The organism is Saccharothrix espanaensis DSM 44229, from assembly GCF_000328705.1.
Classification (GTDB): domain Bacteria; phylum Actinomycetota; class Actinomycetes; order Mycobacteriales; family Pseudonocardiaceae; genus Actinosynnema; species Actinosynnema espanaense.
On record NC_019673.1, the window covers coordinates 1,912,961 to 1,939,095 of the forward strand.

Below are 26,135 nucleotides of genomic sequence, written 5' to 3' on the forward strand. Positions count from 1 at the left end.
GCTGTCATCACGAGCCCCAGACCTGGATGGCTCGGACCACGAAGGGGGCGTCGGGGACGTAGGTTCCTCTGCCCGGGTAGGTGGTGAACTCGGCTTCGGTCGAGCAGGTGGGGCTTTGGTAGACCGAGGCGTCCCTGGTCAGGTTGTTCACGAAGGAGCGGGCCACCAGGTCGTCCTGGAACGGGATGCACTCGTTCGGGTTGGCGGATTCCAGGTCCAGGCGTTGGGACTTGCCCGTGTAGTTCGGGCCTGACCACGCGCAGAACTCGCCCCGGTCGCAGGTGGGGGCGGGTTGTTGGGCTGTGGCGGTGCCGCTGGAGATCAGGGCGGCCGCGGTGATCGTCACGGCGGTCAGCAGGCTCTTCGTCGTCATCGCCGGGCACCTCCACGGGAATTGTGGGGTGGCGCCGGGCGATCGGCTACTCGGGAACCAGCCGGGCGGCCAGGGCTTTGGCGTCGCGTGGGGCCATGACCTTCGCGTCGTTGTCGAAGTACGCGTAGACGTCGTGGGTCCGGGACCAGGCGCGGATCTTGGTGGCCCAGCGGTCGAGGGACTCGTCGGTGTAGCCGCTGGTGTAGAGCTCCTCTTCGCCGTGCAGGCGGATGTAGACGAAGTCCGCGGTGACCGCTTCCAGTTCGATGAACGTGTGCGCCGTGTCGGCGATGACGCACGCGATGCCGTGCTCCTCCAGCAACGGCAGGAACCGCCGGTCTCGGAAGGACTCGTGGCGGACTTCCAAGGCGTGCCTGAGCGGCCTGTCCTCGTGGACGCGGGGAAGGGCTTCGAAGAACGCCGTGAGGAGGCCGGGGTCGAACTGGAGGGTCGGGGGGAGTTGCCAGAGGAACGGGCCGAGTTTCGTGCCCAGGGTGAGCACTCCGGAGTCCAGGAACCTGGTCAGGGCGTCGTGGGGGTCGCGCAGGCGTTTCATGTGCGTGATGAAACGGCTGCCCTTGATGGCGAAGATGAAGTCGTCGGGGGTCTGGGCGGCCCACGACTGGAAGCTGGTCGGTTTCTGGAGTGCGTAGAACGTGCCGTTGACCTCCACCGAGTCCAGCTCGCCCGCGAGGTGCTCCAACTCCCGTTTGTGCGGCAGGCCCTTCGGGTAGAACACGCCGCGCCACGGCGGGTAGGTCCAGCCCGACGTACCGATGCGGATCACATCACCATTGACCTCCATGGGGGTCCGTGGTGCAAGTTTGTCCCTCATGGACACCAGCACCACCGACGCCTACCTCGACCGGATCGGCGCGACCCGGCGGAGTTCGCTGCACGAGCTGCACGAGCGGCACCTGGGCGCGGTGCCGTTCGAGAACCTGAGCATCTACCTCGGTGAGGTCATCACGCTCACCGACGAGTGGCTGGTGGACAAGATCGTCCGCCGCCGGCGGGGCGGGTTCTGCTACGAGCTCAACGGCGCGTTCGCCGCGCTGCTGACCTCGCTCGGGCACCCGGTGGAGCTGTTGTCCGCCAAGGTCTTCGCTGAAGACGGGGTTTACGGGCCGCCGTTCGACCACCTGGCGCTGCGGGTGGGCGACCTCCTCGTGGACGTGGGGTTCGGGCGGTTCAGCCTGTGGCCGCTGGACCTGCTCAGCCGGGCCGGCCAGGTCGACTCGGCGGGGGTGTTCCGGCTGGTCGACGCGCCCGGGGGCGATGTCGACGTGCTGCACGACGGGGTCGTGCAGTACCGGCTGGAGCTGCGGCCCCGCGCGCTGGAGGAGTTCCGGGCCACCTGCTGGTACCAGCAGACGTGGCCGGGCTCGCCGTTCCGGCGCGGGGCGCGGTGTTCGATCGCCACGCCGGGTGGGCGGGTGACCGTGGCGGGGAACCGGCTGATCGTCACCGAGGGCGACGTGCGGCGTGAGGAGGAGTTGGACGATGACGGGGTTCTCGCGGCCTACGCCGAGTACTTCGGGATCGTGTTGGATCGCGTGCCCCGGTTGAGCGGGTGAGCGTGGGCGCTGTGAGGGCGTGGTGAGGGCGCGCGAGGGTGCGGGGGAGGGTGTCAGGCGGTGAGGATTGCGGCCAGGGCGCGGGCGTCGTGCGGGGCCGCGCCGTGCATGGTGTTGTCGAAGTAGACGAACACGTCGCGGTCGGCCGACCAGGTGCGGATCTTGTCCGCCCAGCGGCGCAGGGCCGGGTCGGTGTACTCGCTGACGTAGAGCTCGCGGTCGCCGTGCAGGCGGGCGTAGGCGAAGTCCGCGGTCGGCTCGTCGGGTTCCGGGAAGCGGCCCGCGGACTCGGCCGCGACGAGCGCCACGCCGTGCGCGGTGAGCAGGTCGGTCACCTCGGGGACCAGGAACGTGGGGTGGCGGATCTCCAAGGCGTGCCGGACGGGCGGGCCGGGCAGGTGGTCGAGGAACGCGGCCAGCCGGTCGGGCTGGTAGGCCAGGGTCGGCGGGAGCTGCCACAGGATCGGGCCGAGCTTGTCGCGCAGTTCCAGGACGCCGGAGGCGAAGAACTCGTCGATTGCCTCGTCGGCGTCGCGTAATCGGCGGAAGTGCGTGATCTCCTTGTGCGCCTTGACCGCGAACACGAAGTCGTCGGGCGTGCGGTCGTACCAGGACCGGTAGGTGTCGGGTTTGTGCAGGCCGTAGAACGGGCCGTTGAGCTCGACGGTGTTGAGCATCCGCGAGAGGAACTCCAGCTCCAGTCGTTGCTGGAGGCCGCGGGGGTAGAAGTCGCCACGCCAGTGCGGGTACCGCCAGCCCGAGGTGCCGATTCGGATATCACCCATGGTAGTCAATGGTGCCCCCGTCAGTGACCGGCGAAACGTGTAGCACACCTGTAGCACAGTGGGTAGGATTGTGGCATGGGTGTCGCATCGATCGGGCAGCGCGAGCTCCGCAACGACAACGCCGAGATCATGCGGCGGGTCGAGGCCGGGGAGAGCTTCGTGGTGACCCGCAACGGCCGGCCGGTCGCCGACCTGGTGCCGCACGTCGAGGGCGACCGCCCCCGGCGCACGCTCGCCGAGACCCAGGCCCGGTTTCGCCGCCTCCCCCCGGTCGACGCCGACCGCTGGGCCGCCGACCGCCGCGCCGACGACGACGTGTTCGGCGCGGACGACCCGGCGCAGGACCCGTGGCGGCGGTGACCCGGCGGATCCTGCTCGACACCGGCGTGGTGATCCGGCTGGAGGAGGTCGACCTCGGCGACCTGGCCCGCGCCGAACCGGCGATCAGCACGGTGACGGTGGCCGAACTGGCCTACGGGCTGGACGTGGACGACCCGGTGGAGCGCTTCGCCCGCACCGAGCGCTACTACGCGGCCCTCGACCAGTTCGAGGTGCTGCCGTTCACCCTGGCGGCGGCCAAGCTCTACGGCACGCTGGCCGCCCTGGTCCGCCGCTCCGGCCGCAGCCCCCGCCCGCGCCGGCTCGACCTCCAGATCGCCGCCACGGCCGCCGCCCACGGCCTCCCCGTGCTCACCACCAACCCGCGCGACTTCGCCGGCCTGGAGCGCGTGGTCGAGGTCGTCGGCGTGTGAGTCGCCCCGGCGGCGCCGGACACCACCGGGGCGACCTCCCACGTGCCCGGCCTCCCGGCGGCCGGGCGTCCTTCCCGTCCATCGGGAAGCCTGTGGCGCCCTCAGAAGCCCGCGCCGTCCAGCGCGCCGCTCACCACGCGGTCGACCTGGTCCTGCTGGGGGTCGCGGGCGAGGGCGGCGGTGCAGGGGCACTGGGCCAGGTCGTTGCCGCACAGGTAGACGCCGAGCACGCGCAGGCTGCGGGCGGTCTGGCGCAGGCGGGCGGCACCGCGCAACCGGACCTGGCCGTAGACGGCCTTCGCCAGCTGGTAGGGGACTCCCGGGCCCAGGTCGACGCACGCCTGGCTGTCCAGCTCCTCCGCCACGTGCGCCAGCGGGCGGCAGCCGCACGCCTTCGCGGAGCGCACCAGGCGCTGGTCCAGGCGGGCCACCAGCCGGCGGGCCACCTCGTCCCGCCACCCGCGGTCGGCGCGGAGGTAGGCGACCAGTTCCTCCACCCGCACCGGGTCCGGCAGCGGACGTCGGGCGCGGGCTCTTCGGCGGTGCGGCGTCATGCCACCAAGATCGACCAAGACCCACTGGTATGAGTGATGCTCACCCGGCTGCGCGGACAGGAGCACACGCTCGGGTTACGAGCCGGTGACGCAGCGCGCCCGGCCTCCCCCTGGGGGAAACCGGGCGCGTCACGGACAACGCAGGTCAGGCGGGTACGGAGGCCACGCCCGGGGCGAGGAACCTCTTGCCCGTCACCTTTTCGGAGATACCCGACCGGTCGAGGTACGGGGTGATGCCGCCGAGCCAGAACGGCCAGCCGGCACCGAGGATCATGCACAGGTCGATGTCCTGCACCTCGGCCACCACGCCCTCGTCCAGCATCAGCCGGATCTCCTCGGCCAACGCCTCCAGCGCGCGCGCCTTGACCTCTTCACCGGTCAGCGGCTTGTCGCCGAACTGCCACAGCGCCTGCACCTCGGGGTCCACCGCCTGCTTGCCGGTGCTGTCCCACTGCCACACGGCGTTCTTGCCCGCCGCGACGAACGCCTTCATGTTCTCCGACACGCCGAACCGGTCGGGGAACGCGCCGTGCATGGTCTCCGCGACGTGCAGCGCGACCGGCGCGCCGACCAGTTGCAGCAGCACCAGCGGCGACATCGGCAGGCCCAGCGGCTCGGTCGCCTTGTCGGCCACCTCGAACGGCGTGCCCTCGTCGACGGACTTGACGACCTCGCCCATGAACCGGGTCAGCAGCCGGTTGACCACGAACGCGGGCGCGTCCTTGACCAGCACGGACGACTTCTTGAGCTGCTTGCCCACGGCGAACGCGGTGGCCAGCGTGGCGTCGTCGGTCTGCCCGGCCCGCACGATCTCCAGCAGCGGCATGATCGCCACCGGGTTGAAGAAGTGGAAGCCGACGACCCGCTCGGGGTGCTTGAGCCCGGCGGCCATCTCGGTGATGGACAGCGACGAGGTGTTGGTGGCCAGCACCGCCTCGGCCGAGACGAACTCCTCGACCTCGGCGAAGACCTTCCGCTTGACGTCCAGGTCCTCGAACACGGCCTCGATGACGAAGTCCGCGTCGGCGAACGCCGCCTTGTCCAGCGATCCGGTCACCAGCGCCTTGAGCCGGTTCGCCTTGTCCGGCGACACCCGCCCCTTGGCCAGCAGCTTGTCGACCTCGCCGTGCACGTAGCCGACGCCCTTGTCCACCCGTGCCCGGTCGATGTCGGTCAGCACGACCGGCACCTCCAGCCGGCGCGCGAACAGCAGCGCCATCTGCGAGGCCATTAGGCCCGCGCCGACCACGCCGACCTTGGTGACCTTGCGGGCCAGCGACTTGTCCGGCGCGCCCGCCGGCCGCTTGGCCCGCTTCTGCACCAGGTTGAACGAGTACAGCCCGGCGCGCAGCTCGTCGCTCATCACGACGTCGGCCAGCGCCTCGGTCTCGGCCGCGTAGCCCGCGTCGAGGTCGTTGGCGCGGGCCAGTTCGAGCATCTCCAGCGCCCGCAGCGCGCCCGGCGCGGCACCCTTGGTCTTGCCGTCCACGATCGCGCGGGCGCGGGCCACGGCCGCGTCCCACGCCGCGCCGCGGTCGATCTCGCGGCGGGCCGGCGTGACGTCGCCGCGCACCACCGAGGACAGCCACAGCAGCGACTGCTCCAGGTAGTCCGCCGAGTCGAACAGCACGTCCGCGATGCCCAGGTCCAGCGCCTGCCGGGGCTTGAGCATCCGGTTCTGGTTCAACGCGTTCTCGAAGATCACGGTGACCGCGTCGTTCGCGCCGATCAGGTTCGGCAGCAGCTGGGTGCCGCCCCAGGCCGGGAACAGGCCCAGGAACACCTCGGGCAGCGCGATGGCCGCCGCGTTGGACGCCAGCGTCCGGTAGTGGCAGGACAGCGCCAGCTCCAGGCCGCCGCCCATCACCGCGCCGTTGACGAACGCGAAGGTCGGCACGGTCGACTCGGTGAACCGGCGGAACACGTCGTGGCCGAGCTTGCCGATGGCCAGCGCCTGGTCCCGGCCGGAGGCGTTCTCCACGGCGGTCAGGTCCGCGCCCACCGCGAAGACGAACGGCTTGCCGGTCACCGCGATGGCGGCCGGGGACGCCGCGACGGCCTCGTCGAACGCCGCGTTCAAGCTCACCAGCGACTGCGGGCCGAACGTGGACGGGCGGGTGTGGTCGTGGCCGTTGTCCAGCGTGATCAGGGCGACCTGGCCGGTCACGCCGGGCACGCTGACCAGCCGCGTGCGCGCGACGGTGACGACCTCGTCGGGGAACAGGGCCTTGGCCTCGTCGGCGGTCAACGTGGTCACTTGGCGTCTCCGTTCCAGTGGGGGTTCTCCCAGATGACCGTGCCGCCCATGCCGATGCCGATGCACATGGTGGTGATGCCGTAGCGCACGTCGGGGCGCTCGGCGAACTGCCGGGAGAGCTGGGTCATCAGCCGCACGCCGGAGGAGGCCAGTGGGTGGCCGGTGGCGATCGCGCCGCCCCACTGGTTGACCCGCGGGTCGTCGTCGGCGATGCCGAAGTGGTCGAGGAACGCGATCACCTGCACGGCGAACGCCTCGTTGATCTCGAACAGGCCGATGTCGTCGATGGTCAGGCCGGCGCGCTTGAGGGCCTTCTCCGTCGCGGGCACCGGGCCGATGCCCATGACCTCGGGTTCGACGCCCAGGAACGAGTAGCCGACCAGGCGCATCCCGACCGGCAGGCCGAGCTCGCGGGCGGTGTCCTCGTCGGCCAGGATGCAGCCGGTCGCGCCGTCGTTGAGGCCCGCCGCGTTGCCCGCGGTGACCCGGCCGTGCGGGCGGAACGGCGTCTTGAGCCTGGCCAGGTCCTCGACGGTGGTGCCGGGGCGCGGCGGCTCGTCGGCGGTGGCCAGGCCCCAGCCGTGCTCGGCGGACCGGGTCGCGACCGGCACGAACTCCGGGCCGATCTTGCCGTTCTTCACCGCGTCGGCGTACTTGGCCTGCGACGCCGCCGCGTAGGCGTCGGTGCGGTCCTTGGTGATGGCCGGGAACCGGTCGTGCAGGTTCTCCGCCGTCGAACCCATGACCAGCGCGGACGGGTCCACGATCCGGTCGGACAGGAACCGCGGGTTGGGGTCGACGCCCTCGCCCATCGGGTGCCGGCCCATGTGCTCGACGCCGCCCGCGATCACCACGTCGTACGCGCCGAACGCGATGCCGCTCGCGGCCGTGGTCACGGCGGTCATCGCGCCGGCGCACATCCGGTCGACGGAGTAGCCGGGCACGGACTTGGGCAGGCCGGCCAGCAGCGCCGCGGTGCGGCCGATGGTCAGGCCCTGGTCGCCGATCTGGGTGGTGGCCGCGATGGCGACCTCGTCCACCCGCTCGGGCGGCAGTTCGGGGTGGCGCCGCAGCAGTTCGCGGATCACCTTGACCACCAGGTCGTCGGCACGCGTCTCCGCGAAGATTCCCTTGGGGCCGGCCTTGCCGAACGGCGTGCGCACGCCGTCCACGAAGACCACGTTTCGAACGCGTGCCGGCGCTACTGGTGCGGCCACGGCGTCTCCTCCACTTGTGGTGACGGGTCGATCCACCGGCCGGCGGCGCGACTCCTACCGATCGGTAACCCCAACTCTAGCCCATGTTACTCATCGGTAACCACCGTGGTCGCCCTGTCGGGTGTGTCACAGAACGCCCTGATGGCCAGGAACAGCGCGAAGCCGAACGGCGAGAGGATGATCGTGAACACCAGCAGCGGCCCCATCAGCAGCGGGTGCAGGCCCAGCCGCCTGCCCTCCCGGTACATCCAGGCGCCGACCAGCAGGTCCCACGCGAGCACCTGGGCCCACACCGCCGACGCGCCCCATGCCGTGTTCAGGAACTCCCTCACCGTGTCCAGTCGCGGACTGCTCATGGTGGCCCACAGCTCCGGGAGGTGCCCGACGACCAGCACCGTGTACACCACCAGGGGCGGCACGGCGATCAGCGGCGAGGACATGATCCGCGAGGTCGCCCGCCACTTCGGCGCGAAGACCATCAGGGCCCAGAACGGGACCGTCAGCCAGAACGTGATCTCGAACAGGAACCCGGTCATGCGGCCACGGTCTCCTTCGCGGACCCGGTCGGCACGGGACGCCCGCGCAGCGCCCACCCCGCCGCGGCCACCGTCGCCGCGGCCAGGCCCAGCAGCGCGAGCAGGGTGGTGGTGTCCGGGCGGAACACCGGCTGGCCGCGCAGCGCCTGCCACAGCGCCAGCGTCACCAGGCCCGCGTAGGACAGCGTGAGCACCCACACCAGTCTGGTGTTCGCGCGCCGGCCGAACGCCAGGGTGAGCAGCGGGATCACCTGCAGGGCGTGGATGCCGACGAAGTGCGGCACCCGCAGGTCGCCGCCGGCCGTGCTCCAGCCGGTGACCGGCAGGTAGGGGCCGCCGTCGGGCAGGCCGACGGTGTGCGCGCCGATGATGCCCTCGACGTCGGTCGGGCCGGCCATCAGCACGCCGAGGGCGAGTCCGACGAGGCCGAGCAGCAGGCCGAGTCGGATCGCCAGGCCGGTCGTGCGGTCGGTGAACCTCGACCGGAGCAGCGCCGCGGCGATCAGCGCGTGCATCGCCCAGATCGACGCGATCGTCACGCCCATGATGTCGAACAGCGCCGCGTCGAACGGGGTGGTCGCGTTGAAGTGGCTCTGCTTGCCGCGCAGGACCTGGCCGACGACGATCACCATCTCGGCGGTGCCGCCGACCGCCACGACCGTGCCCGCCCACCACGTGGTGCGCCGCAGCCGGGTCGTGAAGGTGAGCATCCAGGCCAGCGTGGCACCGTAGAGCGCCAGGGAGATGCCGAACTTGAACGGCTTGAACCAGATCGGGGACCCCACCAGAATGCGGTCGTCCACGACCAGGCCGACCAGCGAGACGACGGTGGCAGCTGTCATGAGCAGGGTGAACAGCACCAGTGGCGGGTGCCACTTGACGAAGCGGGGCACAATCGGCTCCTAGGGATGGATAGCAGCACTTCCTACTATCGGATAGCTACAGTATCCATACTGAGAGATGTCTCAGGAAGAGGGTCATGCGCATCGCTGAGCTGAGCCGCCAGACCGGCGTGCCCGTGCCGACGATCAAGTACTACCTGCGGGAGGGGCTGCTCCCGGCCGGCGAGCTGACCAGCCCCAACCAGGCCCACTACGGCGAAGGGCACCTGCACCGGCTGCGGCTGGTGCGCGCCATGGTGGAGGTCGGCGGGCTGTCCATCGCGGCCGTGCGCGACGTGCTGGGCGCGCTGGACGACCCGGAGAAGTCCCTGCACAGGGCGATGGGGACGGTGGAGACCGCCGTCGTCGGGACCGGCCTGGTCTCCGACGACGAGGTGGCGTACGAGCAGGCGCGGGAGTTCGTCACCCGCCAGGGGTGGGCCTACCGGCCCCGGTCGCACGCGTTCCAGTCGCTGGTGGGCGTGCTGGCGTCCGCGCGGGACATCGGCCTGGACTCGTTCCCGGACCAGCTCGACGGCTACGCGCGGGCGTGCGAACCGCTGGCCGCGCAGGACCTGGACTACGTGATGACCGCGCCCACCAAGGACGCCGCCATGGAGATCGTCGCCGTGGGGACCGTGCTGGGCGACGCGGCGCTGGTCGCCGTGCGCCGGCTCGCGCGCCGGGAGCTGTCGAGCCGCCGCGACCCGGTCGAGCGCGAGCCCGGGAAGCCGGCCGCGGTCGGGCTGGGGTCCGGGAAGCCGGGACCGGCCGAGCCGGGGTGCGTGGAGGACGAGTAGCGGGCCGCCGGGTGGGGCGGCCCGCGTCGGTCAGCTCGTCGGGGGTGGTTCGGGCTGCGCCTGGGACAGCGCCTGGGATTGCGCCTGGGACAGCGCCTGGGACAGCGGCCCGGCGGTGAGCCCGACCTGCCAGTCGCGCGCCCCGCCCTCGCGCAGCACCGCGGCCACGCCCTCGGTCGACGTGTCGGCCGGCGGCTGCCAGCAGGTCCGCCGCACCAGGTCGGGCAGCAGCAGGTTCTCCACCGGCAGCGTGTTGGCCTCGGCCACGGCGGTCAGCGCCGTGCGGGCGGCGGCCAGGCGGGCCGCCGCGGCCGGGTCCTTGTCCGACCACCGGTTCGCCGGCGGCGGTCCGTCGTGCTGCTGGGAGGTCTCCGGCAGTTCGGCGCGCGGCAGGGCGGCGGCGCGTTGCAGCGCGCCCAGCCACACGGCGACCATGCGCCGCTGGGCCCGGCCCCGGAACACCGGGAGGGCCAGCAGGCCGGCCTCGTCGGGCGGGTTGCGGACGGCGGCCTCGACCAGCGCGCTGTCCGGCAGCACCCGGCCGGGTGCGATGTCGCGTTCCCGGGCCAGCGCGTCGCGGGTCTCCCAGAGGGAGCGCACGGCGGCGAGCTGGCGCGGGCTGCGGATGCGGTGGATGCCCGAGGTGCGCCGCCACGGCTCCGCCCTCGGTTTGGGCAGCGGAGCGGTGCGGGCGGCCTCGAACTCCTCCAGGGCCCATTCGAGCTTGCCCTGCTTCTTGAGCTCCGCCTCCAGGACGTCGCGCAGCTCCACGAGCAGCTCGACGTCGAGGGCGGCGTAGTTCAGCCAGTCCGCGGGAAGGGGCCGGCGCGACCAGTCGGCCGCGCCGTGCCCCTTCTCCAGCCGATAACCGAGCAATCGCTCCACGAGCGTGCCCAGCGCCACCCGTTCGAAACCGGCCAGCCTGCCCGCCAGCTCGGTGTCGAACAGCACGCTCGGGCGGAGGTCGAGTTCGGCGAGGCACGGCAGGTCTTGCGACGCCGCGTGCAGCACCCACTCCGTTCCGTCCAGCGCCTCGACCAGCGGGTCGAGCCGACCGCCCAGGGCGATCGGATCGACCAGCACGGTCCCGGCGCCCGCCCGGCGCAGTTGCACCAGGTAAGCGCGTTGCGAGTAGCGGTATCCCGAGGCTCGCTCGGTGTCCACCGCAACCGGACCGGTCGCTCCGGCGAGCGCGTCAGCGGCACGCCGGAGCGCCTGAGCGTCGGCCACGACCGGCGGAACCCCATCAGCGGGTTCCGTCAGCGGGACCGGATCAGCTCCGGTTGGTTCGGTTGGCTCGTCGGAGGGTACGTCCACGGCGGAAGACCCTACGACGAACGCACCACTCGCGGGTGTGTTCGGCCCGTTCAGTGTGGCGACCCGGTCAGCGGATCACGCCGGCACGCATGGCCAGCGCGACCATCTGAGCCCGATCCCCGGTGCCCAGCTTGCGCCCGATCCGCGACAGGTGGGACTTCACCGTCAGCGCGGAAAGGCTGAGCGCTTCGCCGATCTCCTTGTTGCTCTGGCCATCGGCGACCAGCTGGAGGACCTCGACCTCACGCGCGGAGAGCTCCCGCGGCGTGTTGTCGGTGCCCGGCACCCGGGTGCCCGCGGCAAGCACGGGCGCGACGCTCGGATCTGCGTAGACGCCGCCGTCGAGGACCCTGCGCACCCCGTCGGTGACCACCATCGGCGAGGCGGACTTCAGGAGGTACGCCTGGGCGCCCGCCTGGAAGGCCGACCTGACCGCGTAGGGGTCGTCGGAGGACGCGAGGACCACGATGCGGGGCCAGCCCTGGGCACGGAGTTCCGTGACCAGGTCGATGCCGGTGCCGTCCGGCAGACCCAGATCGAGGATCGCGAGATCGCACGGTCCGGTTGCGAGTGCCCGCGCCCGAGCCTCCGCGACCGAAGCCGCCTCATGCACTGTCCCGGCTCCCATCTGGGTGAGCCGAGCCGATATCGCCTCCCTCAGCAGTGGGTGGTCGTCGACCACCAGCACTGAAAAAAGCTCCTCCCGCGGGTGCGGGACCATGTTCGCCGGCAACGAGCCGGCTGGCGTGGTACGAACGGCCTGACCTAAGCCGACGGCAGCCACGTCACTACCTCCCTGGAGTCGGTCGTGCCCCCCGACCGGCACCGGGACTTTCGTCCAATCAGCCGCGCCACTGATCGACCGAAAGTGGTGTCGTCTGGGGCAGCGTAGCCGCCCAAGCGGGTCTACGGGACGATCAATCGGGTATCTATCCCGAATGAGTTGTCACTGATGGCCCCTGTTGTCACACGATCGGCTGACAACTGGATAGGGCGCGTAACGCGAGTTCCTCTCACGACGACACATAGGAGTTGCCGGTGGCGAGCACCACACTGCGAGGCCGGGCCGAGGATCTGCTGGCCCGCGTGCCCCTCGTCGACGGGCACAACGACCTCCCCTGGGCGCTGCGCGAGCTTGTCGCGCAGCCGCATATCGGTGAAAAGTCAACGGCCGGCGACGGGTCTTCAGGTGCCCGACAGGTGGACCTCCGGGTACTCCAGCCCGCCCTCCAGACCGACTTTTTGCGGTCTCGGCAGGGCCGGTTGGGGATGCAGTTCTGGTCCGTGTGGGTCCCGTGCTCCCTCGCGGGCGACGCAGCCGTCACCGCCGTGCTGGAGCAGGCGGAGTTGGTCCGGGAGCTGTGCGCCCGCTACCCGGACGTCCTCGGGTTCGCCACGACCGCCGACGAGGCCTGGGAGGTGTTCCGGTCCGGCCGGACGGCCTCCCTGCTGGGGGCCGAGGGCGGGCACAGCATCAACTCCTCGCTGGGCGCGCTGCGGGCGCTGCGCCGGCTCGGCGTCCGTTATATGACGCTCACTCACAACGAGAACACCCCGTGGGCCGATTCGGCGACCGACACCCCCGAGCACGGCGGGCTGACGCCGTTCGGCGTCGAGGTCGTGCGCGAGATGAACCGGGTCGGGATGATCGTCGACCTGTCGCACGTCGCCGAGACGACCATGAACGCCGCGCTGGACGCCTCCAGCCTGCCCGTGCTGTTCACCCACTCGTCCTGCCGGGCGGTCGCCGACCACCCGCGCAACGTGCCCGACGCCGTCCTGGAGCGGCTCGCGGGCAACGGGGGCGTGTGCATGGTGACCTTCGTGCCCTCCTTCGTCTCTCCCGCCCACGTGGCGTGGGACCGGCAGCTGAAGGAGGCCATGGCAGCCGCCGGGCTCAGCCACAACGACATGCGGGAGCGCGAGCGTTTCGCGCGCAAGTGGGAGGTCGAGCCGCCCACGGCGACGCTGGACGACGTGGTCGCGCACGTCGAGCACGCGCGCGAGGTCGCCGGGATCGACCACATCGGGCTCGGCGGCGACTACGACGGCGTGCCGTCGCAGCCCGAGGGGCTGGAGGACGTCTCCTCGTACCCGAACCTCATCGGCGCGCTGCTGGAGCGCGGGTGGAGCGAGGACGACTGCGCCAAGCTCGCCGGCGGGAACGCGCTGCGCGTGCTGCGGGACAACGACGACGTCAAGGAAGGCTGAAGGTCGGCAGGCCCGGCCGTGGTGGACACGGTCTGCCACGGCCGGTCGGCGCAGCGGCGGCGCCGGTCAGCGAAGGGTGCTCACGCCGACCGGCGGCAGGCCGACCGCGGTGGCCATGACCTCGTAGAACGCCGTGCCGTGGGCGGCCAGTTCGGCGTCCCGGGCGGTCCACGAGGCGCGCAGTTCGAGGTCGTCGGTGCGGGCCGGGCCCGCGATGTCGCCGAACCGGGCCGACGAGGTCTGGGTCACCGTGCCGCCCAGCGCCAGGAAGCCCGCCCCGGCCACTTCCAGCGCCTCCACCAGCCACGACCAGCCGACCTCGGGCAGCAGCGGGTCGGCGGCCAGCTCCGGGTCCAGTTCCACCCGCACGTAGGCCACCAGCCGGAACACCCCGGACCACGCCTCGACACCGTCCGGGTCGTGCAGCAGCACCAGCCGCCCGGTGGACAGCTCGTCGGACGGGCCGGTGGCCTCCGCGGTCAGCGCGAACGCCCAGGGCGCCAAGCGCTGCGGCGGGCGCACCTCGGTCGGCTCCAGCTCGGGTCGGGTTCGCACCGACTTGAGCGTCGCCACCGCCCGCCGGAACAGTTCGGGCTCCGCCGCCAGTCCGGTCACACCACGGACTGTATGCCCCTGAACCCCGTTGAGTGAGCGCGGCGCGCCGGGACCGGACAGCGGGCGGCCGGCGGGTCGTGGGAGCATGGAGGACGAGATGAGCGACAACACCACCGCACCTCTGCTGGTCGCCGCGCGCGGCGGCGTCCCGGTGCGCACCCCGGTCTGGTTCATGCGGCAGGCGGGGCGGTCCCTGCCGGAGTACCGCAAGCTGCGCGAAGGCACGTCGATGCTGGCCGCGTGCCTGGACCCGGAGCTGGTCTGCGAGATCACGCTGCAACCCGTGCGCCGGCACGACGTGGACGGCGCGATCCTGTTCTCCGACATCGTGGTGCCGCTCAAGGCGGCCGGTGTCGACCTCGACATCGTGCCCGGCACCGGGCCGGTCGTGGCCAAGCCGATCGCCGGTCGGGCCGACGTCGACGCGCTGCCGGTGCTGACGGCCGAGCAGGTCCAGCCGGTCGCGGACGCGATCAAGCTGCTCAACGCCGAACTCGGCGACGTGCCGCTGATCGGGTTCGCGGGCGCGCCGTTCACGCTGGCCTCGTACCTGGTGGAGGGCGGGCCGAGCAAGAACCACGAGCGCACCAAGGCGCTCATGCACGCCGACCCGGAGCTGTGGCACGCGCTGCTGGGCAAGATCGCCGACCTGACCGCGGAGTTCCTGCGGGTGCAGGTGGAGGCGGGCGTCAAGGCCGTGCAGCTGTTCGACTCGTGGGCGGGCGCGCTGTCCGAGCGCGACTACCGCGAGTTCGTGCTGCCGCACTCCACCCGCGTGCTGGAGACGATCACCACCGTGCCGCGCATCCACTTCGGCGTGGGCACCGGCGAGCTGCTGCCCGCGATGCGCGAGGCGGGCGCGGACGTGGTGGGCGTCGACTGGCGCACCCCGCTGGACGTGGCCGTGCGCCGGCTGGAGGCCGCCGCGCCGCACCTGCCCAAGCCGGTGGTGCAGGGCAACCTGGACCCGGCGCTGCTGTTCGCGGGCGACACCGCGCTGCGCCGCGAGATCGACCGGATCGTCGAGGAGGGCCGGGCCGCGGCCGGGCACATCTTCAACCTGGGCCACGGGGTGCTGCCGGACACCGATCCGGACGTGATCACCCGGGCCGTCGAGTGGGTGCACCGGGAACGATGAGAGCGCTGCACGTCGCGGTGGTCGGTGGCGGTATCTCCGGCCTGGTCGCCGCGCACCGGCTGCGCTGCCTGCTCGGCGGGCGGGCCCGGGTCACCGTGCTGGAGCAGACCTCCCGGCTGGGCGGCAAGCTGCGCACCGGCGAGGTCGGCGGGCTGGCCTACGACGTGGGCGCGGAGGCGTTCCTGCACCGCCGCCCCGAAGCGGCCGAGCTGGTCGCCGAGGTGGGCCTGGCCGGGCGGCTGGTGCACCCGACCGGGGTGCCCGCGACGATCCGGGCCGGCGGCCGGGTGCGGCCGGTGCCCGCGCACACCATGCTCGGCGTGCCCGCGTCGGTCGAGGCCGTCCGGCAGGTGCTCAGCGCCGACGGGCTGCGCCGGGTGGCCGGCGAACCCGCGCTGCCGCCGATCGAGCTGGCCGGCGCGGACGTCGCGGTGGGCCCGCTGCTGCGCGAGCGGTTCGGGCCCGAGGTCGGCGACCGGCTGGTCGGGCCGCTGCTGGGCGGCGTCTACGCGGGCCGCCCGGACGCGCTGGGCCTGCGCGCCACCATGCCGCAGCTGGCCACCGCGCTGGACTCCGGCGTCGGGTCGCTGCTGGCCGCCGCCGCGACCACCATGCCCGCCCCGCCGCAGCCGCACGGCCGCAAGCCGCCGGTGTTCGGCACCCTGGCCGGTGGCCTGTCGGTGCTGGTGGCCCGGTTGGCCGAGCTGTCCGGGGCGGAGGTCCGGCTGGGTCAGCCGGTGCGCGGCCTGGCCCGCCGCGAGCAGGGCTGGCGGCTGGAGATCGGCTCGGCCTCCGCGCCCGCGCACCTGGACGTGGACGGCGTCGTGCTGGCCGTGCCCGCGCCGGCCGCCCGCAAGCTGCTGGCCGAGGCGGTGCCCGGCGCGTCGAAGGGGTTCGCCGAGGTGGAGGTGGCGTCGATGGCCGTGGTGGCGCTCGCGCTGCCGCCGGGCACGGAGCTGCCGGAGCGCTCCGGCGTGCTGCTGGCCGAGGGCGAGCGGTACGCCGACGGCACCCCGTTCACCGCCAAGGCGTTCACCTTCTCCAGCCGCAAGTGGGCGCACCTGGCGGGCGGCCCGGTGCTGGTGCGCGGCAGCGTCGGCCGGCACGGCGAGGTCGAGGCGCTGCAACGCGACGACGAGGACCTGGTGGCGGCGGTCCGGGCCGACCTGGCCGAGCTGACCGGCGTCACGGCCGCGCCGCTCGACGTCGTGGTGACCCGCTGGGGCGGCGGCCTGCCGCAGTACGGCGTGGGCCACCTCGACGTGGTGCGCGGCATCGAGGACGCGGTGGCCGAGGCGCCCGGGCTGGCCGTCGCCGGCGCGACCCTGCACGGCGTGGGCGTCCCGGCGTGCATCGCCACCGGGGACGCGGCGGCGGCCCGTGTCGCCGCACACGTGCTCGGCCGGGTACGGGACGCCGGGTGAGAGGATGAGGGCATGGCCCGCCTGAACTACAACGAACTCAACGACTCCATCCGCTACACCATGTGGTCCGTGTTCCGGGTCGAGCCCGGCCGGCTGCCCGACGACCGCGGCCCGGCCGCCGCCGAGGCGCAGGACTACCTCGACGGCCTGGCGGCCAAGGGCGTCGTGGTGCGCGGCGTGTACGACCTGGCGGGGCTGCGGGCCGACGCCGACTTCATGATCTGGTGGCACGCCGAGGAGATCGAGCAGGTCCAGGCCGCCTACACCGGGTTCCGGCGGACCGCGCTGGGCCGCGCTTCGGTGCCGGTGTGGAGCCAGGTCGCGCTGCACCGGCCGGCGGAGTTCAACCGCAGCCACATCCCGGCGTTCCTGGCCGGCGAGGAGCCGCGCAAGTACATCTGCGTGTACCCGTTCGTCCGGTCCTACGAGTGGTACCTGCTGCCCGACGAGGACCGCCGCAAGATGCTCGCCGACCACGGCAAGGAAGCCCGCGACTACCCCGACGTGCGGGCCAACACCGTGGCGTCGTTCGCGCTGGGCGACTACGAGTGGATCCTGGCGTTCGAGGCCGACGAGCTGCACCGGATCGTCGACCTGATGCGGCACCTGCGCGGCACCGAGGCGCGGCTGCACGTGCGCGAGGAGATCCCGTTCTACACCGGGACCCGGCTGCCGGCCGCGGAACTGGTCACCAACCTGCCCTGACGGCGGAGCCGGCCCCACCGCCGTGCCGTGACGGCGGGGCCGGCCACCGACCTGGTGTGACGGCGGAGGGGGCGTCCCGCGCGGGACGCCCCCTCGCGCTCACTTCCGGATCTTGTACGCGCGGATCACGGTGTGCGCGAACGTGTTGCCCTTGCTGTCCGAGCCCGTGACCCGCAGCGACGCGTAGCCGCCCGCGTCACCGTTGCGCACCAGCGCGGCGCGCCCGGCCACCGGAACGTCCTTCCACGTCTTGCCGTCGTCGAAGGAGACCTCGGCGTCCAGCTCGCGGACCTTGCCGTTGGGCGCGTCGTCCTGCTGCCGCACCACGAGCGGCACCCGCAGCACCTTGTTCGCGGGCGCGCTGCCCGCCGCGTCGAGTTCCGGCGCGAACTTGACCGTGGTCAGCGCCACGGGCTTGAACTCGGTGCCCGCCACCGTGTCCGAGCGGAACGTCCACGTGCCCGCGACCTTCGTGGAGAACTCCGTGGCGCCCGCGAGCGGGACGGCTTCGGTGTCCACCTTGAACTCGGCCTTGCCCGGCGGGACCTTGAACAGCCCGTTGGCCGCGTAGGTGGTCTCGCCGACCTTCACGCCGTCGCGGTACACGGTGGTGCGGGCGGAGGTGACGTCGTAGTCGCCGCTCGCCCCGTCGTGGTCGCTCCACAGCGGCACGCCGAAGCCGATCTCGTCGCCCAGCCGGGCCGCGTTGAGCGCGCCGGGGGCCAGGGCGGGGGAGAGCACCGGCTGGAAGTAGCGCTCCCGGTGGTCGCGGCCCGCGCGGTAGGTGTTGCCCTGGTTGAGCTGCCGGCCCTCCAGCCGGTCGGTGCTGTCGAACTGGAGCACGACCCAGTCCCACGCCAGATCCTCGGCCAGGACGTAGTCGACCGCCTTGCCGTCCACGCCGGGAGCGGTCAGCAGGGTGCCGCCGGAGCCGCCGCCGTCGGGCGGCACCGGGATGCCGCCGTAGCGGTAGGTGCGGCCCGCCGCGTGCCGGACGACCTGCTGGGTCACCTTGGCCAGTTCGTCCTTGCCGGGCGCGGCGGTGAAACCGTCGGGCGCCTTGCCGTGCTGGAGCCAGGCGAGCCGGTAGTTGACCGGGGTGTCGCCGGCGGGCGGTGCCTCGCCGTGCGCGTGGATGCCGGCGGTGAAGTCCTTGCCGGGCACCTCGGGGCCGAGGTGGGCCGTCGACACGGTGTCGGCGAACCCGCCGAAGAAGAGGCTGCCGATGCTCACCCGAGGCTTGCCGCCGTAGGACCGGTTGAAGCTGACGTCACCGATCTTGGGGACGGTGGTCGGGTCGGGGTAGGTGACCCGCACCGGCTTGGCGGTGCGGGCGTCGACCGCGATGGTGGTCTTGCCGGTCACGTTGAGCAGCGGCTGCACGACCAGGGCGACCTTGCCGCCGGTGACCACGCTGTTGTGCAGCAGGTACTGGCCCTTGGGCACCCTGGTCCTCGCGACGCCCGCGACCCGGGGTGGGAACGCGGTGATGTCGTTGTCCAGGCCGATGAGCAGGGTGCCGCCGAGGTCCCCGGGCTTGCCGTCGGCGTCGGTGTAGCTCACCACCAGGTCGTAGCTCTCCACCTCCCGGCTGATGCCGATGGCGGTGCGCAGGCCCGAGGAGGCGACGACCGCCCCGGAGTACACGCCGTCGAGCGTGCCGACCCGGGAGTTCGCGGTGACCGAGACCGTCGCGGTGCCGGCCGCCGGGACGGTGACCTTGGTCGCGCCCAGCGTGAACACGCCGGCGGGCGCGGGCTTGCCGTCCGGCCCGGTGGCCTCCAGCACCAGGTCGAGGGTGACCGGCGCGGTGCCGGCGTTGCGGTAGGTGAGCTCCCGGGTGACCGGGACGTCGTCGTCGTGGGGCCACTGCTGGAGCCCGAAGCCGACGCTGACCGGGTCGGTGGTCACCGACGTGGCGATGGCCTTGGCCAGGTCGACCCGGCCGGAGCCCTGGTCGAACACGCCGAGGGCCGGGTTGTGCTTGGCGGACGCGGTGAGCGCGGCCTTGATCTGCGCGCCGGTCCAGTCGGGGTGCTGCTGCGCCAGGACGGCTGCCGCGCCGGCGACGTGCGGGGTGGCCATCGAGGTGCCGGAGACGGCGACGTGCGTGGCGTCGACCGGGGTGCCGATGACGCCGGCGGCGGACTTGGCGGCGGCGATGTCGACGCCGGGGGCGGTGAGGTCGGGTTTGATGCCGGCGTCACCCGCGCGCGGGCCCTTGCTGGAGAACGGGGCGAGCTTGTCGTCGCGCTCGACCGCGCCGACGCTGAGCGCCGACTCGGCGGTGCTCGGCGAGGAGACCGTGCCGGGCCGCCCGGAGTTGCCCGCGGCGACCACGAACAGGGTGCCCTTCTCGGCGGAGAGCCGGTTGATCGCCGCCTCCAGCGGGTCGACCTCCTCGGTGTCGCCGCCGCCCAGGCTCAGGTTGACCACGTCGGCGCCCTGGTCGGCCGCCCACTGGATGCCCGCGAGGATCCACGACTCGGCGCAGCCGCCGATGAAGCAGACCTTGCCGTCGAGGATCTGCGACTCCGGCGCGATGCCCCGGTACTTGGCGTGCCGGCTCGCGATGGTGGCCGCGACGTGCGTGCCGTGGCCGACGGCGTCGGTGTTGTCCGGGTCGTCGGTGAAGTTGGCCTTGCCGGCGACCACGCCCGCGAGGTCGGGGTGCGCGGCGTCGACGCCGGTGTCCAGCACGGCGACCTTCACGCCCTTGCCGGTGTACCCGGCGTTCCAGGCGGTCGGCGCGCCGATCTGGGCGGCGCTGCGGTCCAGGCTGGTCTGCCGGATCCCGTCCAGCCACACCTTGGCCACGCCGGGGTCGGCGACCAGCGCGGCGAACAGGCCGGTCGCGCCGACCTTGGCCGCGCGGGCGGCGAACGCGCCGGCGGCCGGCAGGTCGCGGGTGACCCGCAGGCCGGCCGCGGCGCGCAGCCGGTCGGCGTCGCCGGTCACGATCAGCGGCACGTCGTCGCGCCGGGCGTCGTCGTAGCCGGCCTCGGCCAGGCCGGTCACGTCGAACAGCCGCGGGTCGAGCCTGCCCTGCGCGAGCGGACCCAGGGCGTCGACCGGGACGACGTGCAGCCGCCCGTCGCGCCGGTAGGTCTGGAACCGGGCGTCCGCGCGGCCCTCACCGGGGGTGATCGAGTCCAGCCGATCCCCGCGGAACAGGACCCGGTCGCCGGTGACGAGGGTGACGGACGTGGTCCTGGCGGCGTCGGCGAGTGCCCCGCCGGCCTCGACCGGACCGGCCCCGGGACCGGGTGCGGCGGTGGCCGCGGCGGTCCCGGAGACGAGCAGGCCGACCGCCAACGCGGCGGCTCCCCAAGCGCCACGCTTACCGGATCTCAACACAGATACCTCCCGAATCTGGTTGTGCGCGCTGTGGAACGCGCGGTCGGGAGGCCGCTCGACACCGGAGCGGCGGCGGTTAACCGGAAGTGACGAAGCCCCCCAACAACCTCGACGCTATCCACCCCTCAGAGTGAGATCAGCGTCTCATTGAGGGATGTTTAGCCACCGGATCGGGGGTTTTCGACGTGACGCACGGTGCGTGGCTAGTACGGAAGAGTGCCCGGCGAACCGGGCACTGTCCGCGTCAGACGATCTTGTAGGCCCGGATCACGGTGTGCTCGGCGGTGTTCCCGACCCGGTCGGACGCCCTCACCCGGAGCGAGGCGAACCCGGCCGCGTCGGGGTTGGCGACCCGCGCGACGCCATCCGAGACGGGGACCGCCGCCCACGTCCGCCCGTCGTCGAAGGAGACCTCGACGTCGAGCCGCCCGATCCCGTCGGTCGCCTGCTGCCGCACCACCAGCGGCACCCGCAGCTCCGCGCCGCGCGGCGCGCTGCCGGCGGTGAGCTCCGGCGCGAACCGGACGACGGTCAGCGGCAACGGCCGGAGCTCCCCGCCCGGCGCGGTGTCCGAGCGGAACGTCCACGCCGCCGCGACCCGGGTGGCGAACTCCGACACGCCCGCCGGCCGGGCCGCCTCGGTCTCCACCCGGTAGTCCGCTGCGCCGCCGGGCACCTTGAACAGCCCGTTGCCCGGGAAGGCGGTCTCGCCGACCCGCACGCCGTCGCGCAGCAGCGTGGTGCGGGCCGACGACACGGCCGAACTGCCGCCGTTGCCCGCGCCGTCGCCGAACAGCGGCAGCCCGAAGCCGATCTCGTCGCCCTTGCGCGCCAACGACGTCGGCCGGCCCACCGGCAGCACGGGCGAGAACACCGGGTCGTTGAACCGCTCCTGGACGGTGGAACCCTTGCGGTAGGAGCGTTCCGGGGCGACCAGGGACAGCGCGGTCGACCCGTCGGCGGCGGTCTGCTGGAAGCCCCAGCTCCACCCGACGCCCTCGGTGCCGACCCGGTCGACCGACGCGCCGGCCACGGCCGGCATCCAGCCCCAGCCCGTGGTGCCGTCCGGCGCCGCCGGGTTGCCGACGTGCCCGTAGGTCGACCCCGCCGGGCCCGCGCCGTAACTCGTGCGCACCTCGGCCAGGTCCTCGGCCGGCACCGCGCGGGCGAACCCGGTCGGCAGCCGGCCGTGCAGCGCCCACGCGAACCGGTAGGTCACCGGGGTGGGGCCCGCCGGCGTGCCCGACAGTTGCGCGCCGAGCAGCGCGGTCAGCTCCTCGCCCGGCAGGTCCGGACCGTTGTGGCCGATCGACACGTCCGTCCCGAACCCGCCCAGGAACGCCGTGCTCACGCTCGCCGACCGGTCACCGCGCCGACGGGCCGTGGTGAGGTCGCCGAGCACCTCCCGCGCTTTCGGGTCGGGAGCGGTGATCCGCACCGGTCGAGCCGTGCGCGCGTCCACGACGACCGTCGTGTCGGCGGTGACGGACAGGTCGGGGCGGGGGAGCAGCGCGACCTTCCGGTCGGTGGTGACGTCCGCGCCCACGAAGTAGTCGCCCTTAGACACGCGCAGCGAGACCTTGCCGTCCGCGCTGAACAAGAACACGAACGTGCTGTTGTCCATGCCGATGACGGAGGCGTAGTAGTTCTTGGCCGGGTTGCCCGCCGCGTCCACGAACCGGAACGTCACGTCGTAGCTCTCCACCTCGCGGTGCACGCTCACCGGCACGCGCAACGGCGTCGCACCGCCCGTCGCGACGATCGTGCCCGCGTACACGCCGTCCACCGGCGCACGGCGGGTGTCGGCGGTGACGGCGATCGTCGCGTCACCGCCCGGTGGCACCGTGACCTCCGCCGGTGACACGGTGACCACGTCGCTCGGCTTGCCGTCCGGCGCGGTCACCACCGCAGACGGCCGCAGGGTCACGGGCGCGGTGCCGGTGTTGCGGTAGACGACGTTCTTCGTCACCGGGGTGTCGTCGTCGTGCGGCCACTTCTGCAAGCCCAGCGCCACGTTCGCCGGGTCGGCGGTGACCGTCGTGGTGATGGCCGCGGCCAGGTCGACCCGGCCCGCGCCCTGGTCGAACGCGGTCAGCGCCGGGTTCGGCCGGGCGGAGGCGACCAGCGCGGCCTTGAGCCGCGCGCCGGACCAGTCCGGGTGCTGCTGCGCCAGCAGCGCCGCCGCGCCCGCGACGTGCGGGGTGGCCATCGACGTGCCGGACAGGGCGACGTGCGTGGCGTCCACGGGCGTGCCGATCGTGCCGTGCTCGGCCTTCGCCGCCGCGATGTCCACGCCGGGCGCGGTCACGTCCGGCTTCACGCCACCGTCGGGACGCGGGCCCCGGCTGGAGAACTCCGCGATGCCCTCCGCCCGGTCCACCGCGCCCACGGTCAGCGCGGCGTCGGCGCTGCCGGGGGAGGAGACGGTGCCGGGCCGCCCCGAGTTGCCCGCCGCGACCACGAACAGGGCGCGCGCGGACAGCGCCTCGACGGCGGCCTCCAGCGGGTCGGTCTCCGGGGTGTCGGGGCCGCCCAGGCTCAGGTTGACCACGTCCGCGCCCTGCCCGACCGCCCACTGCACCCCGGCCAGGATCGCCGACTCCGGGCAGCCCGCCGCCACGCAGACCTTGCCGTCCAGCAGTTCCGCGTCCGGCGCGACACCCCGGTACACGGCGTGCCGGCTGCCGATGGCGGCGGCGACGTGCGTGCCGTGGCCGACCCGGTCGGTGTTGTCCGGGTCCGTGGTGAAGTTCGACCTCGCCGCGACCCGCCCCGCCAGGTCGGGGTGGCCGTCGTCGATCCCGGTGTCGAGCACGGCGACCTTGACGCCCTCGCCGGTGTAGCCCGCGCTCCACGCGGCGGGCGCGCCGATCTGCGCCGTGCTGCGGTCCAGGCTCGGCCGGCGCAGCCCGTCCAGCCACACCTTGCGCACGCTCGCCCTCGACACGAGCGTGCGCCAAGCGTCGGCCGCACCGCCTTTCGGCACCTCGACGGCGACCGCGCCGACCGCGTCCAGGGTCTTGGTGCGCGGCAGGCCGGGGTCGCCGACGACGATCAGCGGGATCGTCGGGCGGCGGTCGTAGCCCGCCTCCAGCAGGGCCGTGACGTCGAACAGGCGCGGGTCCAGCCGGCCGCGCGCCAGGTCGTGGGCCGCGTCGCGCGGCACCACGTGCAGGTGGCCGTCCCGGCGGAACGTGTGGAACACGGCCCGCTCCCGGCCCGGACCGCCGGTCAGCGAACCGACCTGGTCACCGGTCAGGACGACCCGGTCACCGGTGACCAGGGTGATCGAGCGCGCGCCGGCCGCGACTTCGCCGGCCGGGGACCGGCCGCCCGCCGGCGTCGCCGCGGTGACCAGACCGAACAGGGCCAGTGCGGCGCACAACGCGCCGCGCCCGCGTGGGGGTGTCAACGGACCTACCTCCCGGTGGTGGTGCCGCGCGCGGCGGATCGCACAGCCGGAGGGCTCGGCCGGCCGCGGTCGCGGCGACGGCACCGGGAGGTGGCCGGAAACCCAGGACCCGCCCGACGCTAGCCCGACCCGTCGGCGGCAGGCACCCGCTGATCGGCCGGTGTCGTCAGCGCTGGGCCACCGACCCGTCCGCGCCGACCGCGAGGGACAGCTGCGGGCCCGCACCGCCGCAGTCCGGACCGTTGGGGTAGACCGTTCTCGCGGTCGGCGTGAGCTCCCGGTCCACCACCGGCGCCCCCGCCGCGTCGGCCAGCCGCAACCGCACGGTCACCTGCTTGGCCGGCAGGTCCTCGATGGCGGCGAACCCGGTCTTCCCGCCGGTCGGCACGGCGCTCGCGCCGCACGTGTCCTCCGGCGCGGTGCCCGTGCACGTGGTGTCGCCGGCCCGGGACGCCGGGAGCAGGTCCAGTCGCGGCTGCACGCACCGGCCGTCCCAGCACACCTCGATCGTGCCGGTCTCGGCGGTGGCGAGCGCGACTTCCACGTTGACGCCCGTCGGCGCGCCGATCATGGTGCACGCCCGCCCGACGTCCGCCCCGCATGCCGGGACGAGCAGCAGCAGGGCCAAGAGTGGTCTCCACATGCCCGGGGGACGGAACGGCAGGGCGGTCAGGTTGCCCGCCGCCACCAACGCCGTTTCGGCGGCGGGGCCAGTTCGCCGCGCTCGGTGGCCCACGCGGCGAACGCGGCGGCGTCCTCCCGGAACCGGCTGCCGGTGCGGCGCGGGTGCGCGCGGGCGTACTCGTCGAACAGCGGCCGGAAGCGCTCGCCCAGCTCGGCGGCCACCTCCGGGCGCAGCATCGCCACGATCCCGCGCCGCTTGTTCAGCAGCGACCGCGCCTCGACCCGCAGCCGCTCCGGGTCGAACCCCGCCGGCGGCGGACCGTCGGCCATCAGCGAGTGCAGCAGCTCGGCCTGCGCCGCCGCGAGCCGGTCGCGCTGCGGCTGCGTCACCCGAGCACCGCCCGGATCGCGGCCAGCTCACCGGCCAGTTCCGCGTCGGCCGGGTAGTCGTCGTCGCGCTCCAGCAGCACGCCCGGCGGGTCGATCCGCTCGCACAGCTGCGCGAGCACGTCGAGGACCTCCGGCAGGACCGCGTGCGCGTGCGTGTCGTGGTAGACGCCGTGGTGCTCCTCGCCGCCCGCGACGTGCACGTACGCCAAGCGCTCCAACGGGATCTCGTCCAGGAACCGGCCCACGTCGGTGCCCAGGTTGCGGGCGTTGGCGTACAGGTTCGCCACGTCGATCAGGAGCAGGCAGTCGGTGCGCTCCACCAGGTCGGCCAGGAACTGGCCCTCGGTCAGCTCGCCGTCGGGCCACTCCAGCAGCGCGGCCACGTTCTCCAGCGCCAGCGGCACCGGCAGGTCAGCCTGCGCGGCCTTGACGTTGGCCACCAGGACGTCCAGCGCGTCACGGGTGCGCGGCAGCGGCATCAGGTGGCCCGAGTCGAGGCCGCCCGCGCGCACGAAGCACACGTGGTCGCTGACGAACGGCGCGTCGAGCGCTTCGGCGAGCGCCCCGAGGTGCGCGACCCGCCCGGCGTCCACCGGCTCGGCGCCGCCCAGCGACAGCGACACGGCGTGCGGCAGCACCGGCAGACCGCGTTCGCGCAGCAGCAGCACGGACTCGGGCAGGTGCCCGACATGCAGGTTCTCCGCCACGACCTCGACGAAGTCCACGTCGAGCCGCTCCACCGTGAGGTCGATCTCCGACCGCCACCCGATCCCGACACCGAGTTTCATGCCCGCCACCCCATCACGCCCGACCGGGCGACCACCACGGCCGCCGTTGCACCATGGTCGCCGCGCGCGGCGACAGCCCGAGGTTCTCCCACAACCGACGCGACCGCATCCGGCCGTGCAACCCGCAGCGCGCGGTCAACGCCACCACCTCGGCCCGCGCGGTGAGCGGATCGAGGTCGCGCAGTCGTTTGAGCCCCCGCGTGGTCGACGGCCCCACGTAGCGCAGCAGACCGGCGAGCAGTCCCAATACGCCGTACCCCAGGAGGTGTGACGTGAGCGCGGACAGCTCGTAGTGCCACTCCGTGCTGATCACGCCGATCCAGGAGACGACCGAGCCGGTCACAGCCCAGGTGGCGATGACCTGCCGGTTGCGCGGGATGGCGAGGCGGTGGGCGATCACGCGTTCGCCGAGCGCGCGGGTC

The 26,135-nt window shown here is 73.2% G+C and carries 24 protein-coding genes; 8 read left to right on the forward strand and 16 right to left on the reverse strand.

Annotated elements, in window-relative coordinates:
- Positions 1 to 7: 7 nt before the first annotated feature.
- Both BN6_RS09065 and BN6_RS09070 read right to left on the reverse strand, forming a co-directional pair.
- Complete coding sequence (locus BN6_RS09065) at positions 8 to 373, reverse strand: peptidase inhibitor family I36 protein (protein ID WP_015099279.1); 366 nt, start codon at positions 371 to 373, stop codon at positions 8 to 10.
- Positions 374 to 419: 46 nt separating this feature from the next.
- Complete coding sequence (locus BN6_RS09070) at positions 420 to 1,178, reverse strand: DUF72 domain-containing protein (protein WP_041312346.1); 759 nt, start codon at positions 1,176 to 1,178, stop codon at positions 420 to 422.
- A gap of 28 nt (positions 1,179 to 1,206) precedes the next feature.
- Here BN6_RS09070 and BN6_RS09075 point away from each other — a divergent pair, with 28 nt between their 5' ends.
- A complete protein-coding gene (locus tag BN6_RS09075; protein WP_015099281.1) occupies positions 1,207 to 1,950 on the forward strand; it encodes an arylamine N-acetyltransferase family protein in 744 nt (247 codons plus the stop codon).
- Positions 1,951 to 2,003: 53 nt separating this feature from the next.
- Here the strand turns inward: BN6_RS09075 and BN6_RS09080 are convergent, their stop codons facing one another.
- Complete coding sequence (locus tag BN6_RS09080) at positions 2,004 to 2,744, reverse strand: DUF72 domain-containing protein (protein WP_015099282.1); 741 nt, start codon at positions 2,742 to 2,744, stop codon at positions 2,004 to 2,006.
- A gap of 66 nt (positions 2,745 to 2,810) precedes the next feature.
- Between BN6_RS09080 and BN6_RS09085 the strand changes: the two genes are divergently transcribed.
- A complete protein-coding gene (locus tag BN6_RS09085) occupies positions 2,811 to 3,095 on the forward strand; it encodes a type II toxin-antitoxin system Phd/YefM family antitoxin (protein WP_015099283.1) in 285 nt (94 codons plus the stop codon).
- The gene (locus BN6_RS09090; protein ID WP_015099284.1) at positions 3,092 to 3,487 is read left to right on the forward strand and encodes a PIN domain-containing protein; all 396 of its coding nucleotides are present in this window, start codon (positions 3,092 to 3,094) and stop codon (positions 3,485 to 3,487) included. The genes BN6_RS09085 and BN6_RS09090 overlap by 4 nt, the downstream gene beginning before the upstream one ends.
- 101 nt (positions 3,488 to 3,588) lie before the next feature.
- On the opposite strand, the gene BN6_RS09095 is transcribed toward BN6_RS09090, so the two are convergent.
- From BN6_RS09095 to BN6_RS09115, 5 genes are all read right to left on the reverse strand, one after another.
- A complete protein-coding gene (locus BN6_RS09095) occupies positions 3,589 to 4,041 on the reverse strand; it encodes a hypothetical protein (protein WP_015099285.1) in 453 nt (150 codons plus the stop codon).
- Positions 4,042 to 4,186: 145 nt separating this feature from the next.
- Positions 4,187 to 6,298, reverse strand: a complete 2,112-nt coding sequence (locus BN6_RS09100; RefSeq protein WP_015099286.1) for a 3-hydroxyacyl-CoA dehydrogenase NAD-binding domain-containing protein — start codon at positions 6,296 to 6,298, stop codon at positions 4,187 to 4,189.
- Positions 6,295 to 7,515 carry a thiolase family protein gene (locus BN6_RS09105; protein WP_015099287.1) on the reverse strand — a complete coding sequence of 407 codons (1,221 nt, stop codon included), beginning with the start codon at positions 7,513 to 7,515 and terminating at the stop codon, positions 6,295 to 6,297. Before BN6_RS09105 ends, BN6_RS09100 begins: the two co-directional genes overlap by 4 nt.
- An 86-nt stretch (positions 7,516 to 7,601) precedes the next feature.
- Positions 7,602 to 8,051: an ABA4-like family protein gene (locus tag BN6_RS09110; RefSeq protein ID WP_015099288.1), complete on the reverse strand. Its 450-nt coding sequence runs from the start codon at positions 8,049 to 8,051 to the stop codon at positions 7,602 to 7,604.
- Positions 8,048 to 8,944 carry a hypothetical protein gene (locus BN6_RS09115; protein WP_015099289.1) on the reverse strand — a complete coding sequence of 299 codons (897 nt, stop codon included), beginning with the start codon at positions 8,942 to 8,944 and terminating at the stop codon, positions 8,048 to 8,050. Before BN6_RS09115 ends, BN6_RS09110 begins: the two co-directional genes overlap by 4 nt.
- Before the next feature lie 86 nt (positions 8,945 to 9,030).
- Here BN6_RS09115 and BN6_RS09120 point away from each other — a divergent pair, with 86 nt between their 5' ends.
- Complete coding sequence (locus BN6_RS09120; RefSeq protein WP_015099290.1) at positions 9,031 to 9,732, forward strand: MerR family transcriptional regulator; 702 nt, start codon at positions 9,031 to 9,033, stop codon at positions 9,730 to 9,732.
- Positions 9,733 to 9,762: 30 nt separating this feature from the next.
- On the opposite strand, the gene BN6_RS09125 is transcribed toward BN6_RS09120, so the two are convergent.
- Both BN6_RS09125 and BN6_RS09130 read right to left on the reverse strand, forming a co-directional pair.
- Positions 9,763 to 11,049 carry a ribonuclease D gene (locus tag BN6_RS09125; RefSeq protein WP_015099291.1) on the reverse strand — a complete coding sequence of 429 codons (1,287 nt, stop codon included), beginning with the start codon at positions 11,047 to 11,049 and terminating at the stop codon, positions 9,763 to 9,765.
- A gap of 67 nt (positions 11,050 to 11,116) precedes the next feature.
- Complete coding sequence (locus tag BN6_RS09130) at positions 11,117 to 11,833, reverse strand: response regulator (RefSeq protein WP_015099292.1); 717 nt, start codon at positions 11,831 to 11,833, stop codon at positions 11,117 to 11,119.
- A 254-nt stretch (positions 11,834 to 12,087) separates the two neighbouring features.
- On the opposite strand from BN6_RS09130, the gene BN6_RS09135 reads away from it, so the two are divergent.
- Positions 12,088 to 13,260: a dipeptidase gene (locus BN6_RS09135; protein ID WP_015099293.1), complete on the forward strand. Its 1,173-nt coding sequence runs from the start codon at positions 12,088 to 12,090 to the stop codon at positions 13,258 to 13,260.
- A 66-nt stretch (positions 13,261 to 13,326) separates the two neighbouring features.
- Here BN6_RS09135 and BN6_RS09140 read toward each other — a convergent pair whose 3' ends face one another.
- The gene (locus tag BN6_RS09140; protein WP_015099294.1) at positions 13,327 to 13,875 is read right to left on the reverse strand and encodes a DUF3000 domain-containing protein; all 549 of its coding nucleotides are present in this window, start codon (positions 13,873 to 13,875) and stop codon (positions 13,327 to 13,329) included.
- Between the two features lie 85 nt (positions 13,876 to 13,960).
- Here BN6_RS09140 and hemE point away from each other — a divergent pair, with 85 nt between their 5' ends.
- The 3 genes from hemE to hemQ are packed head-to-tail and all read left to right on the forward strand — an operon-like array spanning position 13,961 to position 17,142.
- Positions 13,961 to 15,013 (forward strand): uroporphyrinogen decarboxylase, encoded by a 1,053-nt coding sequence (gene hemE, locus BN6_RS09145; protein WP_015099295.1) that lies wholly within the window; start codon positions 13,961 to 13,963, stop codon positions 15,011 to 15,013.
- On the forward strand, positions 15,010 to 16,437 hold the full coding sequence (gene hemG / locus BN6_RS09150; RefSeq protein ID WP_015099296.1) for a protoporphyrinogen oxidase: 1,428 nt from the start codon (positions 15,010 to 15,012) through the stop codon (positions 16,435 to 16,437). The genes hemE and hemG overlap by 4 nt, the downstream gene beginning before the upstream one ends.
- Positions 16,438 to 16,449: 12 nt before the next feature.
- Positions 16,450 to 17,142 (forward strand): hydrogen peroxide-dependent heme synthase, encoded by a 693-nt coding sequence (hemQ, locus tag BN6_RS09155; RefSeq protein WP_015099297.1) that lies wholly within the window; start codon positions 16,450 to 16,452, stop codon positions 17,140 to 17,142.
- A 99-nt stretch (positions 17,143 to 17,241) separates the two neighbouring features.
- Here the strand turns inward: hemQ and BN6_RS09160 are convergent, their stop codons facing one another.
- The 5 genes from BN6_RS09160 to BN6_RS09180 form a co-directional block, all read right to left on the reverse strand.
- Positions 17,242 to 20,499: a S8 family serine peptidase gene (locus BN6_RS09160; protein ID WP_015099298.1), complete on the reverse strand. Its 3,258-nt coding sequence runs from the start codon at positions 20,497 to 20,499 to the stop codon at positions 17,242 to 17,244.
- Between the two features lie 244 nt (positions 20,500 to 20,743).
- The gene (locus BN6_RS09165; protein WP_015099299.1) at positions 20,744 to 23,911 is read right to left on the reverse strand and encodes a S8 family serine peptidase; all 3,168 of its coding nucleotides are present in this window, start codon (positions 23,909 to 23,911) and stop codon (positions 20,744 to 20,746) included.
- A 166-nt stretch (positions 23,912 to 24,077) separates the two neighbouring features.
- Positions 24,078 to 24,539: a hypothetical protein gene (locus BN6_RS09170; RefSeq protein WP_148302785.1), complete on the reverse strand. Its 462-nt coding sequence runs from the start codon at positions 24,537 to 24,539 to the stop codon at positions 24,078 to 24,080.
- Positions 24,540 to 24,580: 41 nt separating this feature from the next.
- Positions 24,581 to 24,925 carry a hypothetical protein gene (locus BN6_RS09175; protein WP_015099301.1) on the reverse strand — a complete coding sequence of 115 codons (345 nt, stop codon included), beginning with the start codon at positions 24,923 to 24,925 and terminating at the stop codon, positions 24,581 to 24,583.
- Entirely contained in the window at positions 24,922 to 25,713 is a 792-nt protein-coding gene (locus BN6_RS09180; RefSeq protein ID WP_015099302.1) for a DUF692 domain-containing protein, read from the reverse strand. The genes BN6_RS09175 and BN6_RS09180 overlap by 4 nt, the downstream gene beginning before the upstream one ends.
- Between the last annotated feature and the right edge of the window lie 422 nt (positions 25,714 to 26,135).

Coding starts and splice junctions, on each gene's coding strand:
- BN6_RS09070 (WP_041312346.1), bottom strand. CDS start 1,178: ATGGAGGTCAATGGTGATGTGATCCGCATCGGTACGTCGGGCTGGACC.
- BN6_RS09085 (WP_015099283.1), top strand. CDS start 2,811: ATGGGTGTCGCATCGATCGGGCAGCGCGAGCTCCGCAACGACAACGCC.
- BN6_RS09120 (WP_015099290.1), top strand. CDS start 9,031: ATGCGCATCGCTGAGCTGAGCCGCCAGACCGGCGTGCCCGTGCCGACG.
- BN6_RS09095 (WP_015099285.1), bottom strand. CDS start 4,041: ATGACGCCGCACCGCCGAAGAGCCCGCGCCCGACGTCCGCTGCCGGAC.
- hemG (WP_015099296.1), top strand. CDS start 15,010: ATGAGAGCGCTGCACGTCGCGGTGGTCGGTGGCGGTATCTCCGGCCTG.
- hemQ (WP_015099297.1), top strand. CDS start 16,450: ATGGCCCGCCTGAACTACAACGAACTCAACGACTCCATCCGCTACACC.
- BN6_RS09075 (WP_015099281.1), top strand. CDS start 1,207: ATGGACACCAGCACCACCGACGCCTACCTCGACCGGATCGGCGCGACC.
- BN6_RS09065 (WP_015099279.1), bottom strand. CDS start 373: ATGACGACGAAGAGCCTGCTGACCGCCGTGACGATCACCGCGGCCGCC.
- hemE (WP_015099295.1), top strand. CDS start 13,961: ATGGAGGACGAGATGAGCGACAACACCACCGCACCTCTGCTGGTCGCC.
- BN6_RS09110 (WP_015099288.1), bottom strand. CDS start 8,051: ATGACCGGGTTCCTGTTCGAGATCACGTTCTGGCTGACGGTCCCGTTC.
- BN6_RS09180 (WP_015099302.1), bottom strand. CDS start 25,713: ATGAAACTCGGTGTCGGGATCGGGTGGCGGTCGGAGATCGACCTCACG.